This window comes from Burkholderia sp. AU38729 (assembly GCF_020419725.1).
Classification (GTDB): Bacteria; Pseudomonadota; Gammaproteobacteria; order Burkholderiales; family Burkholderiaceae; genus Burkholderia.
On sequence record NZ_JAIZQO010000005.1, the window covers coordinates 356893 to 370843 of the forward strand.

General features: G+C 69.2%; 13 protein-coding genes. 5 read left to right on the forward strand and 8 right to left on the reverse strand.

Annotation, left to right across the window (positions count from 1 at the left end; all coding sequences use genetic code 11):
• Positions 1-8 precede the first annotated feature (8 nt).
• Together LGM56_RS16185 and LGM56_RS16190 are read right to left on the reverse strand one after the other, a co-directional pair.
• Positions 9-581, reverse strand: coding sequence for an NADPH-dependent FMN reductase (locus LGM56_RS16185; protein ID WP_226205666.1), 573 nt, complete (start codon positions 579-581; stop codon positions 9-11).
• 58 nt (positions 582-639) lie between these two features.
• Positions 640-1230: a histone acetyltransferase gene (locus LGM56_RS16190; RefSeq protein ID WP_226205668.1), complete on the reverse strand. Its 591-nt coding sequence runs from the start codon at positions 1228-1230 to the stop codon at positions 640-642.
• A 709-nt stretch (positions 1231-1939) separates the two neighbouring features.
• Here LGM56_RS16190 and cml point away from each other — a divergent pair.
• The gene (gene cml / locus LGM56_RS16195; protein ID WP_226205670.1) at positions 1940-3172 is read left to right on the forward strand and encodes a CmlA/FloR family chloramphenicol efflux MFS transporter; all 1233 of its coding nucleotides are present in this window, start codon (positions 1940-1942) and stop codon (positions 3170-3172) included.
• An 88-nt stretch (positions 3173-3260) separates the two neighbouring features.
• Here the strand turns inward: cml and LGM56_RS16200 are convergent, their stop codons facing one another.
• Positions 3261-4544, reverse strand: a complete 1284-nt coding sequence (locus LGM56_RS16200; RefSeq protein ID WP_226205672.1) for an isoprenylcysteine carboxylmethyltransferase family protein — start codon at positions 4542-4544, stop codon at positions 3261-3263.
• Positions 4545-4664: 120 nt separating this feature from the next.
• The gene (locus tag LGM56_RS37025) at positions 4665-6923 is read right to left on the reverse strand and encodes a collagen-like triple helix repeat-containing protein (protein WP_226205674.1); all 2259 of its coding nucleotides are present in this window, start codon (positions 6921-6923) and stop codon (positions 4665-4667) included.
• A 358-nt stretch (positions 6924-7281) separates the two neighbouring features.
• Here LGM56_RS37025 and LGM56_RS16210 point away from each other — a divergent pair, with 358 nt between their 5' ends.
• On the forward strand, positions 7282-7680 hold the full coding sequence (locus LGM56_RS16210; RefSeq protein ID WP_226205677.1) for a carboxymuconolactone decarboxylase family protein: 399 nt from the start codon (positions 7282-7284) through the stop codon (positions 7678-7680).
• A gap of 57 nt (positions 7681-7737) precedes the next feature.
• Here the strand turns inward: LGM56_RS16210 and LGM56_RS16215 are convergent, their stop codons facing one another.
• Genes LGM56_RS16215 through LGM56_RS16225 form a run of 3 tightly spaced genes read right to left on the reverse strand, consistent with a single transcriptional unit; the run spans position 7738 to position 11202 of the window.
• Positions 7738-8721, reverse strand: coding sequence for an alpha/beta fold hydrolase (locus LGM56_RS16215; RefSeq protein WP_089497563.1), 984 nt, complete (start codon positions 8719-8721; stop codon positions 7738-7740).
• Between the two features lie 7 nt (positions 8722-8728).
• Entirely contained in the window at positions 8729-10303 is a 1575-nt protein-coding gene (locus LGM56_RS16220; RefSeq protein WP_226205679.1) for a flavin-containing monooxygenase, read from the reverse strand.
• Positions 10300-11202 (reverse strand): SDR family NAD(P)-dependent oxidoreductase, encoded by a 903-nt coding sequence (locus LGM56_RS16225; protein WP_226205680.1) that lies wholly within the window; start codon positions 11200-11202, stop codon positions 10300-10302. Before LGM56_RS16225 ends, LGM56_RS16220 begins: the two co-directional genes overlap by 4 nt.
• A 103-nt stretch (positions 11203-11305) precedes the next feature.
• Between LGM56_RS16225 and LGM56_RS16230 the strand changes: the two genes are divergently transcribed.
• Together LGM56_RS16230 and LGM56_RS16235 are read left to right on the forward strand one after the other, a co-directional pair.
• Positions 11306-11956, forward strand: coding sequence for a TetR/AcrR family transcriptional regulator (locus LGM56_RS16230; RefSeq protein ID WP_226205681.1), 651 nt, complete (start codon positions 11306-11308; stop codon positions 11954-11956).
• Positions 11957-12050: 94 nt separating this feature from the next.
• Positions 12051-12191, forward strand: a complete 141-nt coding sequence (locus LGM56_RS16235) for a hypothetical protein (protein WP_179254919.1) — start codon at positions 12051-12053, stop codon at positions 12189-12191.
• Positions 12192-12227: 36 nt separating this feature from the next.
• Here LGM56_RS16235 and LGM56_RS16240 read toward each other — a convergent pair whose 3' ends face one another.
• Positions 12228-13169, reverse strand: a complete 942-nt coding sequence (locus tag LGM56_RS16240; RefSeq protein WP_226205682.1) for a LysR family transcriptional regulator — start codon at positions 13167-13169, stop codon at positions 12228-12230.
• A gap of 126 nt (positions 13170-13295) precedes the next feature.
• Here LGM56_RS16240 and LGM56_RS16245 point away from each other — a divergent pair, with 126 nt between their 5' ends.
• On the forward strand, positions 13296-13940 hold the full coding sequence (locus LGM56_RS16245; RefSeq protein ID WP_226205683.1) for a glutathione S-transferase family protein: 645 nt from the start codon (positions 13296-13298) through the stop codon (positions 13938-13940).
• Positions 13941-13951: the final 11 nt, after the last annotated feature.

The following is a 13951-nucleotide window of genomic DNA, read 5'->3' on the forward strand; positions in this document are numbered from 1 at the left end:
GCGGGTTGCTACCGGCCCGGTTCTGCCGCCTGGATGGCCGCGCGCAGTGCGTGCAGCGCATCGGCGAGCGCCGACGCGAACGGCGGATGCGCGGCGATCCCCGCCGCGTCGAGCTGGCTCCCGAGGATCGGCAGCGTGATCGACGCGCGCTCGACGATGTTCGCCGACATCACCGACAGCGTCTCCCGCAGCGCCGCGTCCGCATGCGTCGCGCGTGGCGACGCATTCAGCACCGCGACCGGCTTGTACACGACGGCCTCGCATCCCACGATCCAGTCCAGCGCGTTCTTCATCACGCCCGTGACGCCGTGCGCGTATTCCGGGCTGGCGATCAACAGGCCGTCGGCGGCATTCACACGGTCGATCAGGTCGCGCACCGCGGCGGGCGACGGATATTCGGTATCGGGATTGAACAGCGGGAATTCGCCGAGACGATCGAAGCGCACGATGCGCATGCCGTGCGGCGCGACGCGCGCGGCCGCGTCGAGCAGCGCGGCGTTGTACGACTGCGCGCGCAGGCTGCCGCACAGCGCGACGATGTCGATGTGGCGGTCGGAGTCGGTTCGGGAATCGGTTGTCATCGAGATGCGTGTCGGTTGGCGCGTCGCGTAGCGGCGAGCGTCGCGCCGGTCGCACGGATTATCGCACCGGTGTTCGGGCGGCACCGGCCATCCCCGCCACGCGCGCGAATTCCCCGATCTCCCATCCATGACCGAGCATCAGCCGCCGCGTATGCAGCGCGCCGTGCACGTCGTCGGCGACGGTTTCACCGAGATAACGCAGCGCACGCCCGTCGATATCGACGAAGCCGTGCCGGTAATCCCGCGCGAGCGCCGTCCACAACTGCGCGGCGCCGATCGATTGGCGCGCGCCGCTGATCAGGCACAGGCCCGCGTCGAGCCCCCAGCGATACAACGTCGTCGCGAGCCCCCTGCGTTGCGCGGACCCGCGCAGCCGCGTATGCGGCGCGCGCAGGTAGCGGTCGGCGCGGCGCGGGATTTCGGGCAGGCGGTTGAACACCGTATAGCCGGCAAGCTGGCGCGCGGCCGGATCCTCGACATACAGGAAGTACTCGCCGTCCGCCTCGCGGTGGCGGACGATCAGGCCGGAGTGGCCGAGCGCGACGGCCGGCAGGCCGTGCAGGCGATGGCCGGGCTGGTGGAGACGCGCGTAGAGCGTGTCGAGTTCATCGTCGATGTCGTGCTGGGAATGCTGTACGTCGATACGCATGGCAAAGGTCGCCCGTCCCGGGCGGTCCGAGAAAGTGGTTCATCGCAAAGGGGGGAAGAAATGGCTGCGGCCCCCGGGCTCGGCGAAGCGAGCCGGGGCCGCGAATCAGCTGGGGATGTGCTGGAAACCGGCGGCGATCGCGGCGAGGCCCGCGATGCAGAGTGCGAACAGGATCAGGACTTTGTGGATCACGTCTCTCTCCTCAAGAATGCGCGGCGCCGGAGGGCGGCATCGCGGAGACGGTGAGCGGCGGGCACGGCCCGCGCGGCCGTCGTGCGGGACGACGGTCGAAGGTCCGGGCGACAAGCGCGCAGGTCGGGCGCCGTATCGCACGCGGACGGGCAGCACCATACGCGACGTGATTCGGGTGGGCAATCGGACAGAAGCTGAAAAGTGACGAAAGGCGGAGAATCGCGTCGTTTCGCGACAATTGGCCGCATGATGGCGTGCCGCCGCCCGAGCGGAAGGCGACGCGGGCCGGCCCGACAGCCTCCGCTGGCCGTGCGCACGCGGCTGGTGCCCGTCTGTCGAACCGACTACACTGCGCGGTCAACGCACACCGCAAGGATTCCTCCATGGGAGCCGGCCCGTCCACGGATCGCTAAGCCGCAACGACCTTCGTCCACCGGTCGTTGCGGCGATCTCCCGTTGTCCCTCGCTGACTAGGCAGATCGCCGCCAGATTCCCTTTTCTGAGCGGATGCCTCGTCATGCCTGAACAATCCACGCCCGCCTGGGCCTATTCGTTGCCATCGGCGCTCTTGCTGATGGCGCCTTTCGATCTTCTCGCGTCGCTGGCGATGGACGTGTACCTGCCGGTGATCCCGGAGATGCCGTCCGCGCTGGGCACGTCACCGGCTATCGTCCAATTGACGCTGAGTGTCTACATGGTCGTCCTCGGCTTGGGCCAGATGCTCTTCGGCCCGTTGTCGGATCGCGTCGGCAGACGGCCGGTGGTGCTCGGTGGTGCGCTGTGTTTTGCGGCGGCTTCGCTGGCACTTGCGATGGCCACCGGCGGCGGTCTGTTCGTCGCACTGCGCGTGCTGCAGGCAGTGGGCGCGTCGGCCGCGCTCGTCGCCACGTTTGCGACCGTGCGCGATGTCTACGCCGATCGCCCGGAAGGTCGCACGATCTACAGCCACTTCGGCGCGATGCTGGCGTTCGTGCCCGCGTTGGGCCCGCTGCTCGGCGCGGCCATCGTAGCCGCCTGCGGATGGCGCGCGATCTTCGCGACGCTCGGCCTGCTGGGTCTGCTGGCGTGCGGCCGTGCGTGGCCACGCTGGCACGAAACACGGCCGCGAACAGCGAACCGGCAGGGGCCGTCCGTCGCATCGATTCTCGGCAGCCGGCCCTTTCAGGTTCACACACTCGCGTTTGCCGCCGCGATGGGGGCGTTCTTCGTCTTCTTCTCTACCGCGCCGCGCGTGCTGGTCGGAGGGGTGGGCTATTCCCGCGTGGCGTTCAGCGTGGCCTTTGCGACTGTCGCGATCGTGATGGTCGTCGTGTCGCGCTTCGCAGGGACGTTCGTGTCGAGATGGGGCGAGGCCGGCTGCGTTGCGCGAGGGGCGCTCACGATGATGACTGGCGCGATCGTGCTGGCCGTCTGCACGGTCCTGACGAAGCCGTCGTTCGCGACGTTCGTGATGCCGATGTGGCTGGTTGCGGTCGGCATCGTGCTGATGTCGTCGGTGTCCGCGAACGGGGCGCTGCGCGATTTCGGCGATGCCGCCGGCAAGGCGGTTGCGCTTTACTACGCGGTGCAGGGCGTGATCGTCACGGGCGTGGGCACGCTCGCGACGCTGCTCTTCGACGGCGCTACCGCGTGGCCGCTCGCGGCCTGCTGCTTCGGCATGGGCCTCGCGAGCTTCGTCGCGATCACGGGGCTGACGCGTGCGACCGGTCGCGCGCATGACGGGCGCGACAGCGGCGTTCCGTTCGACTGAGCATGCCCGCCGCAACGCGCTGTGGTTTCGGGCCCGCGCGGCGCTTCGGTGAAGCGGCGGGGCAACTGGCCCCGCCATTGCCACCGTATCAAGCCGGCGCGCGCTGCCCGAATGCCTGCCTGATCCGCGCGAACAGCCCGTGCTGCTCGATCCATTCGGCATACGCGCGATAGTCGGGGTCGCGCATCAGGTGGCGCTCTTCCGTCTTCGCCCGCGTGTAGTAGATCAGGTTGACCGCGACGAGCCCCGCGCAGTGCATGAGTCCGACCTGCCAGCCGAGCGGCTCGACGAACGGCACCGACACCATCCAGTACGACAGGTTCTTCGTGATGTACGCCGGATGCTTCGTGAAGCGGTACGGGCCCGACGTGATGATCCCGCGGTTCGTCAGGTTCGAGAACCGCAGCCCGAACGAGATCGTGCACAGCGCGTAGGTCAACAGCAGCAGGATGATCACCGCGCCCCAGATCACGCGTAGCGTCGGGGCCGACATCAGCCAGTTGTCCCAGAACATCGAGCCTTCGTAGCGGATGTAGTTGTTCGAGAACAGCGACCAGAACGGCTGGTAGCACATCAACGCGGCCACCCAGCCGAGCGTCGTCGGCTCGACGGTGCGCACGTGGCTGTCGAGGATGCGGAACGTGCACAGATAGCCGACCGTGCCGAACATCAGGTCCATCGTGAACGACAGGTCGTACATGAACACGAAGGTTGCGATCGTCATCGGCGCATGCATCGCGTTCGCGAGCGACGCGGTCAGGTGATCGGCGTCCTTCGACAGGTAGACGGTCATCAGCGGCAGGAAGAACGCCTTCACGCCCCAGCCGGCCAGCATCTCGCGCACCGGCTTCCAGCTTGCGGGCTGCTCGCGGCGGAACAGGAAGCGGCCCCACAGCAGGTACGCGTCGTCGGTCTCGCGCTGGTGGCGATCCATCCACGCGAAGTAGAACGGCGCGGCGACGATGACGTACGGCGCGAGCGAGCGCAGCAGCGTCCAGAACGGCAGGTAGAACTTGCCGTGGTATTCGGGCAGCAGCCAGTAGATCACGCCGATGCCGGCATAGATCGACGTCAGCGCGCCGAGCCGCGTCGCGACGCGCGCGATGCCGAGCGGCCGGACGGCCTGCCGCGACAGGCCCGCGCTCGGGCGCAGGTAGACGCGCGAGATGAAGATTTCGTGCAGCGCGATCGTGCCGATGATCGCGAGGCTGGCGATGACCGCGCGCGTGGCCGCGTCGAGGGCCGGCTGGTCGCGCGTGATCCACAGCGCGAAGAGCCCGGCGGCGATGCCGAGCAGGCCGGCGCGCAGCGGCGTGGCGGAACGGGGTGGGCGGTCCTGGACCGCGGCGATGCCGTCAAGCGTGGAATTCATGATCGGATCCTCGTACGGATGAGGGCCGGCGCCCCCGCTTGGCGGGTGACGCCGGCCGTCGGCCGGGCTTTGTATGGATGCGCGCCCGGCCATTGGCCTGTGGTTCTGATAGGTAAAGCGTTACTTCTTGTTGCCGCCGCCCAGCAGACCGCCCAGGAGGTTCGTCACGGGCGACAGCAGGTTGCCGGCGCCGCCCGCGGCACCCCCGCTCGAGCCGCCGGTCAGGCCGCCCACCACGGAGCCGCCACCCGCCGGCGTCGTGACCGAGCCGGCCGCACCGCCGGGGCTGGCCGTGCCGGTGGCGCCGGCGGCGCCTCCCGGCGTCGTCAGCGCACCCGTCACCGTGCCGACCGGGCCGCTCGACAGCAGGCCGCCGAGCGTGCCTGTCACGTTGCCGCCCGGCGTCGTGACCGTGCCGGTGAGGCTGGCGCCGAGCGGCGTCAGCGAGTTGACGAGGTTGGTGACCGGCGCGAGCAGGCCGCCGATACCCGCGCCACCGGTGCCGCTGGTGCCGCCCGTGCCGCTCGTTCCGCCGGTACCGCTCGTGCCGCCCGAACCGAGGCCGCCGAGCGCACCCGTCAGCGAGCCGAGCAGGCCCGTGACCGGTCCGAGCGGGCCGCCGCTGCTCGTGCCGCCGGTGCCGCCCGAACCGCTCGAGCTGCCGCCCCCCAGGCCGCCCGTCAGCGTGCCGAGCAGGCCCGTGATCGGGGCGAGCGGGTTGCTGCCGCCCGTGCCGCTGCTGGAGCTGCCCGCGTTGCTGTCGTGGACGAGGCCGCCGGTGGACGTCACCGTGTTGCCGAGCTGCGCCACGACGCCGCCGAGCGCGCCGCCGACCGGGTTGTCGGTTGCGCCGCCGACCTTCGTGCCGGCGCTGGCGAGGCCGTTGCCGAGCGCGCTCAGCAGGCCGTTGAGCGGCGTGCCGAGCAGCGTGACGCCGCCGAGCGTCTGCGTGGCGCCCGGCGTCGTGACTCCGCCGGTCAGCGTGTTCGTGATCGGGTTGATCACCTTGCCGACCTGCGTCTCGAGCTGCTGGACCGGCGAGCTGTTCAGCGCCGTGTTGAGGCCCGACGCGGTCGAGTTGACGGCGCCGCCGACGGTGTTGACGAGATCGCCGACGAGTGTCGTAACCGGCGACAGCGGCGACAGCGGGCCGGAACCGAGGCTCTTCACCGCGTTGCCGAGGTTGTTGACCGCGCCGCCGGTGCCGGTCAGCAGGCCGGTGGTCGACGTCAACGTCGGTCCGAGCGGGTTGGCCGACACGCCGATCGAGCCGAGGCCGGCCGCGACGCCGTTTCCGAGCGCCTGCACGCCGTTGCCCAGGCTCGTGACCGCGTTGCCGACGCTGGTGGCCGTCGTCGGGTTCGTGCCGGGGATCTGCACGCCGCCGATCTGCGCACCACCGGTTGCGACCGTCGTGCCGAGTGCCGTCACGAGGTTGCCGGATTTCTGGAGGACATTGCCGAGGGGGGTGACGCCGGTGCCGGAGGTGCCCGACGTTCCGGAAGTGCCCGAGGTGCCGGAAGTGCCCGACGTGCCGGAGGTGCCCGACGTGCCGGAGGTGCCCGACGTGCCAGAGGTGCCGGACGTACCGGAGGTGCCGGACGTACCGGAGGTGCCGGACGTACCGGAGGTGCCGGAGGTGCCGGACGTACCGGAAGTGCCCGACGTGCCGGAGGTGCCCGACGTACCGGAAGTGCCCGACGTACCGGAAGTGCCCGACGTACCGGAAGTGCCCGACGTACCGGAAGTGCCCGACGTACCGGAAGTGCCCGACGTACCGGAAGTGCCCGACGTACCGGAAGTGCCCGACGTGCCGGAAGTGCCCGACGTGCCGGAAGTGCCCGACGTGCCGGAAGTGCCCGACGTACCGGAAGTGCCCGACGTACCGGAAGTGCCCGACGTACCGGAAGTACCCGACGTACCGGAAGTGCCCGACGTGCCGGAGGTGCCCGACGTGCCGGAAGTACCCGACGTACCGGAAGTGCCCGACGTGCCGGAAGTGCCCGACGTGCCAGAGGTGCCCGACGTGCCGGAGGTGCCCGACGTGCCGGAAGTACCCGACGTACCGGAAGTGCCCGAAGTACCCGAAGTACCCGAAGTACCCGAAGTACCCGAAGTACCCGAAGTACCCGAAGTACCCGACGTGCCCGACGTGCCCGACGTGCCCGAAGTACCTGAACTACCCGAAGTCCCGCCACCCGAAGTACCCGACGTCCCACCACCCGACGTCCCCGACGTCCCCGAGCTGCCGCCCGTCCCTGACGTGCTCGGCTTGATCGTCGGCGGCGTGGTCGGCCCATCGACCGAGCCGCAACCATAGAGTGCGAGCAGCGACGAGACGGCCATCGTTACCGTCGTCTTCTTGAAGAGTTTGTGCATGTTGGCCTCGACATTGGAAGTGTGTCCAAGCCTCCTCTGCAAATTCCGCGCCACGGCAGTATTCCCGAAATGGTGTCGCGCTTTATTGCAGGATTCGGGAATATACGTGCGATTTAAACGGCGTTCCGGCGGTTTCGCGCGACGGGCACGCAGGGTGCGCCGGCGCGGCGGTTGCGATGTTCCCGCACGCCGCCGTAACGCGTGGCGCGATGTTACGTAGCGTTCGACATCGCGTGACGCGGGCGGCCTCGAACCGAGGGCCGCATCTTTGACGAAACGCGCGGGCCCGATGAACATGGCGCGACATCCCCGGCTGGCGGCGACGCCGCAACACCCAGACTCCACACAGGACACGGACATGAGCGAACAGGACAGGGAATACGGCAAGGCGCGACGCATCGACGTGATGGGCGAGGCGTTCGTCGAGCGTGCGATGCGCAACCTCGACGGTTTTTCGCGGCCGCTGCAGAACTGGCTGAACGAGCACGCGTGGGGCAGCACGTGGCAGCGGGGCGGCATCGACCTGAAGACGCGCAGCCTGTGCACCTGCGCGATGCTGGCGGCGCTTGGCCGCAGCACGGAACTGAAGGGTCACATTCGCGGCGCGCTCAACAACGGCGCGAGCCTCGTCGAGATTCGCGAGGTGTTGCTGCACAGCGCGCTGTACGCGGGCGCGCCGGCTGCGGTCGAGGCGTTCCGCAGCGCGCGGGAGGTGATATCGGATCTCGGGCTGTCGGTGCCCGACGACGAAACCTGATTCCGCCGCAGCGCAGGCGGCACGGCACGGAATCAAGTCCTGTTACTCGATTTCGGCTTACGCGATGCGCGCCGACGGCGCGGCCACCTCGGCCGGCGCGGCGGCGACTTCGAGCAGCCAGTCGGCGGTGGCGTCCGGAATCGTGACCGGCAGCATGTGCCCGCCGTCGACGACCTTCAACCGCACGCGCGCCGATTTCTTCGCGAGCGCTTCGCCGTGCTCGCGCCAGTTCAGGATCGGATCGGCGCGGCCGTACAGCACGTCGACCGGCAGCGCGAGATCCGGGTAGCGGCGTTCCATCGCGGGCAGGTCGACCGGCGCCGACAGCAGGTCGGTCGCCGTTGCGTAAAACACGTGCGGGCGCATCCCGAGCAGCCCGCCGCCCTTGACCGGGAAGTCGCGCGGCACGTCTTCCGGCGCGAACACCTGGCGCACGGCCTTGCGGCCGGTCAGGATCGTCAGCGGAATCGCGAAGGTCCACGACACGAAGCGGCGCACCAGCGGCGACGGCAGCATCAGCGGCTTGAACGGCGCCGGCGGCTCGCTCTGCTCGTGCGACAGCGGCGCGATCAGCGCGAGCCGGCTCACGCGGTCCGCATGATTGAGCCCGACCGCGAGCGCGATCGCGCCGCCGAGCGAGTGGCCGACCAGCACCGGCTTGTCGAGCTTCAGCGCGTCGATGAACGCGGCGACCGTGCGGGCCTGCGCGAACACGTTCGCCTGCGAACCCGCGCCGCGGAGCGAGCGGCCGGCGCCCGGCCGGTCGATCAGGATCACGCGATGCTGCTGCGCGAGCCGCGCGAGCGGCAGGTACGCGAAATTGCGCAGCTGCCCCGCGAGCCCGTGGACGAACACGATCGGCGGGCCGTTGCCGTATTCGACGTAGTGGATGCGGTCGCCGCCGATGTCGACGAAGCGGCCTTCGGGCGGAAACGCGCGCGTCACGCGGCGGGCCACGTAACCGGTAAACAGCGCGAGCGCGGCGAGCACCGCGACGACGCCGAGCAGCACGTTCTGGATCAGATGGAGCGTAGGGGTCATGTCGGCCTCAGCGGGTTTCGAGTGCGGGTTCGGCAACCGGCGCCGTGACGGCCGGGCCGGCTTTTGCGCGGCGTTCGAACTGCATCGCCGAATCGGCGAGTCCGCTGAACTTCAGCGATGCGAGATCGAGCACGTAGTTCTGGTGGAATTTCCATGGCTTGCTGTGCCCCTGCTTCGGCAGGATGCCGGCCGCGCGCTGGATGTAGCCCGAGCTCAGGTTGACGGCCGGCACGTTGCCGAGGTCGCCGGTGCCGAGCCGCGGCACGCACGTGTCGTAGCCGTTCGCGCGCATGTGGTTGAGCAGCCGGCACACGTAGCGCGCGATCAGCTCGGCCTTCAGCGTCCACGACGCATTCGTGTAGCCGAACGACGACGCGAGGTTCGGCACGTCGCTGTACATCATGCCCTTGTACGACACGGTATCCGGCAGGTTGACCGCGCGGCCGTCGACGGTGACGCGCGCGCCGCCGAGCATCTTCACCTTCAGCCCGGTCGCGGTGACGATCACGTCCGCGTCGAGCTGCTGGCCGCTCTTCAGCTTGAGGCCGGTCGGCGTGAAGCGCTCGATCTCGTCGGTGACGATCGACGCGCGGCCCGCGCGGATCGCCTTGAACAGGTCGCCGTTCGGCACCAGGCACACGCGCTGGTCCCACGGCATGTAGCGCGGCGTCAGGTGCTTCGCGACGTCGAAGCCGGGGCCGACCTGCTTGCTGGCCGCGCGGATGATGAACTGCTTGGTCCGGTCGGGCTTGCGGCGCGACACGTTGTACAGGTACATCGTCAACAGCACGTTCTTCACGCGCACGAGCCGGTGCGCGAGCCGCGACGGCAGCACGCGGCGCAGCGCGTTCGCGATCTTGTCGCGCGCGGGCAGCGACACGATGTAGGTCGGCGAGCGCTGCAGCATCGTCACATGCTGCGCATCGGCCGCCATCGACGGCACGAGCGTGACGGCCGTCGCGCCGCTGCCGATCACGACCACGCGCCGGTTCGCGTACGACAGGTCCTTCGGCCAGTGCTGCGGATGCACGAGCTTGCCTTCGAACGTGTCCATCCCGGCCCAGTCGGGCAGGTAGCCGGCGTCGTAGTCGTAATAGCCGCTGCACATGAACAGGAAGCGGCAGGTGTAGACGAGCGTGTCGGTCGCACCGTCCCGCGTGCGCTCGATGCGCACCGTCCAGCGCGCGCGGCTCGAGTCCCAGTCGGCTGCAATCATCTTCTGGCCGTAGCGGATCGTCTTGTCGATGCCGTATGCGCGCGCGGTGTCGCGGATGTAGTCGAGGATCGTCTGGCCGTCCGAGATCGCCTTGTCGCTGTGCCACGGCCGGAAGCTGTAGCCGAGCGTGAACATGTCGGAATCCGAACGGACGCCCGGATAGCGGAACAGGTCCCAGGTGCCGCCGATCGCGTCGCGCGCCTCGACGATCGCCACGTTGGCATACGGGCAGCGCTGTTTCAGGTGATACGCGGCGCCGATGCCGGACAGGCCGGCGCCGACGATCAGCACGTCGAGGTCGTTGCCGTCCTGGCGGGTGCCGGGCGCGGGCGGCGCGTCGCGCCGGTCGGTCGTCGTCGAGGTCATGCTGGGTCCTTGGTCGGCGTGGTCGGGCGCGCGGCCGGGGCGTGCGCGCGTTCGAGGTTGCGGGCGCGGGCGCGGCGCACGTGGCGCAGCATCAGCCACTGGTAGCCGGCGCCGAGCACGCGCGCGATCCGGTCGAGCCGGCGCGCGTCGGCGCCGACGAGCACGCGGCGCGCATTGCGCTCGACACCCGCGAGGATCTGCCGCGCGGCGTCGTCGGCCGTCGTCGCGTTGATCAGGCGGTTGGCCTGGCGGCGATGGGTCGCTTCGTCCTGGCCCGTGAGCGCATGGATGCTGGTATCGACGCGGCCTGCGTCGACGATGTTCGTCGCGACGCCGCCCGGATGCACGCAGGTCGCGCTCACCGGCGCGCCGTCGAGCTCGAGCTCCATCCGCAGCGCTTCGGTGAAGCCGCGCACCGCGAACTTGGTCGCGTTGTACGCGCTTTGGGTGGGCATCGCGACGAGGCCGAACAGGCTCGACGTGTTGACGATGTGCCCGTCGCCCGACGCGCGCAGATGCGGCAGGAACGCCTGCGTGCCGTGCACGACACCCCAGAAGTTGATGCCGACGATCCATTCGAGATCGGCGATGCGCGCGGTCTCGGCGCTGGCGGCCAGCGACACGCCCGCGTTGTTGAAGACCAGGTTGACCTTGCCGTGCTCGGCGCGCACGAAATCGGCCCACGCGAACACCGCATCGCGGTCGGCGACGTCGAGCCGCCGCGTGCTCACGCGTACGCCGTGCTGCGCGCAGGCGGCCGCCGTGCCGGCGAGCCCGACGTCGTTGACGTCGGCGAGTGCGACCTCGCAGCCGCGCCGCGCGAGCTCGACCGCGAGGCTGCGGCCCATGCCCGAACCTGCGCCCGTGATCGCGGCGACCTTGCCGGAAAACCCCTTCATCCGTCGTTCCTCCCGTTCCGCTTGCGCTGTACCGGCGGCGCATCTAATGTGGTGTTGTTCGTCACCACTTTAGTTTTCGGGTGTCCTGATGTCAAATAGCGGAATGGAGAAAGCACTCGAAACGGAAAAAACGGAAAAAAGGGGCCGGTCGTATGGCGGCGTGGCGCCCGAGGTGCGGGCCGCGGAGCGGCGCGAAGCACTGATTCGCGCGGCGACGCGCGTGTTCGGCACGGTCGGGTTCCGCAAGGCGACCGTGCGGTCGATCTGCCAGGAAGCGAAGCTGAACGATCGCTATTTTTATGCGGCGTTCGACAGCACCGACGATTTGCTGCGCTGCACCTACCTGCATCACGCGCAGCAGCTGCACGAAGCGGTCGGGCGGGCGGTGGCCGAGCGCGGTGGCGATCTGCGCGAGAGCGTCGATGCGGGGCTCGCCGCGTTCTTCGCGTTCCTGCGCGACCCGTGCGCGGCGCGCGTGCTGCTGCTCGAGGTGATGGGCGTGAGCGCGGACACCGACATGACCTACCAGCGCATGCTGATCGACTTCGGCAAGCTGATCATGGCGATCGGCGCGCCACGCGAAGCGGCAACACCGGCGGAGCGCACCGAGCAGCGGCTGATCGGGCTCGCGCTCGTCGGCGCGATGACGAACGTCGGCGCGGCGTGGCTGCTCACCGACTATCGCGATCCGGAGGCGCAGATGGTCGCGAGTTGCAGGAAGGTGCTGCTGGGGACGTTGCGGGAGGTGGGGTAACGGTAATGCGTGATTTGACGGTTCGCCATCAATCACGCGTTGATATGGGCGGCCAACCAGATCTTGGCCGGTTGCAAACAACGAGAGGTATGTCGTGGATATCGAATCGTCGGGAGCGTCTCAAGCAACGCTGGTGTTGCTGACGCTGTTGTCTCTAGGTGAGCGCGAAATCGCACAGGGCCATTTTCGTCCTGTCGAGTCCGTGTTTGCGGATATCGAGTGCTGCGACGAATGAGTCCCGAACGTAACGTCTTCCGGTTCGACTAACACGCTAACGCGTGCGGGGTCGCTTCGCGGCGATGACCCCCGCTGTCTCCCCGATCCTCGCCTTCATCGCGTCGACAAACGCCCGAACTTTCGGCGAAGGCAGCCGCGTCGACGGATACACCGCGTGAATCCCGGCCGGCGCCGAGCGCCACGCAGGCAGCAGCCGCACGAGCCGGCCCGCCGCGACGTCGTCGGCGGTCGAGAAATCCGTCAGCAGCCCGAAGCCGCCGCCCGCGAGCACGATCGCGCGGCACGCGGTGGCGGTGTTCGACACGACCGGCGCGACGCAGCGCACCGAAGCGGTGTTGCCGTTCGCGTCTTCCAGTTTGACCGTATGCGCGTGCGGCAGCGACGACAGCATCACGAACGGCAGCGCGGCGAGCGCATCCGGATCGTGTGGCCGCCCGTGGCGCGCGACGAACGCGGGACTCGCGACCAGCCATTTCTCGTACGTGCCGAGCTGCACCGCCCGATAGTTCGAATCGGCGAGGCGGCCGATGCGGATCGCGACGTCGAGGTTGTCCGCGACGAGATCGACCACGCGGTCGTTCGCGACGAGTTCGACGTCGAGCCCCGGATGCCGGTCGCGCAACGCGACCACGGCAGGCGCGACGACCAGCGCGCCATAGTCGATCGGCACGCTCACGCGCAGCGTGCCGCGCAGCGGCCCCGCATCGGACGACACCGCGTCGAGCGCGCTTTCGGCGGCGCGCACGATGTCGCGGCACGCGTCGTAGAACGCCCGCCCCGCGTCGGTCACGCTTAGCCGCCGGGTGGTGCGCACCAGCAGGTTCGCGCCCACCTCGGATTCGAGGCGCTGCATGTGCGTGCTGACGACCGTCTTCGCCAGGCCGAGCCGCTCGGCCGCGGCTGTCAGCGAGCCGGCGTCGACCACCGCGACGAAGATCGCCAGCCGGTTCAGGTTCACGTCGCGCAGATCGGCCATCGTCGATTGTCCTATGGAAGAGGATGATGTTTCAGCGATTATCCGTCTTCTGGTGACGAACGGCGAGCGCTACGCTGCGGTTGTGCGTCGCCGATCCCCGGCGGCGCGAGAGTCCGGAGCGTTTCCATGTCTGCCGCCAACAAGCCTGCTTCCCCGATCCGTGTGTATTCGTTCCTGCTGTCCGGGCACGCTCATCGCGTCCGGTTGTTCCTGTCGCTGCTCGGCCTGCCGTCCGAGACCGTCGATGTCGATCTGGCCGCCGGCGCGCAGCGCGAACCGGCGTTTCTCGCGCTCAATCCGCTCGGACAGGTGCCCGTGATCGACGACGGCGGCACGGTGATCGCCGATTCGAACGCGATCCTCGTCTACCTCGCGAAGCGCTACGGCGACGCGCACTGGCTGCCCGACGATCCGGCCGGCGCGGCGGTCGTGCAGCGCTGGCTGTCGTATGCGGCGGGGCCGATTGCATCGGGGCCGGCCGCCGCGCGGCTCGTGACCGTGTTCGGCGCGCAGCTCGACCAGGAGGCCGCCAAGCGCACGGCCGCCAAAGTGCTCGACGTGATCGACCGCGAGCTGGCTGGCAAGCCGTTTGCTGCCGGTGCGCAGCCGACGATCGCCGATATCGCCGCGTATTCGTACATCGCGCACGCACCGGAGGGCGGCGTGTCGCTCGAACCGTATCCGCACGTGCGTGCGTGGCTGGCGCGCATCGAGGCGCTGCCGGGCTTCGTCGCGATGCCGACGACGCGCGTGGGCCTGCTCGCCGCGTAACGCTCATCGAA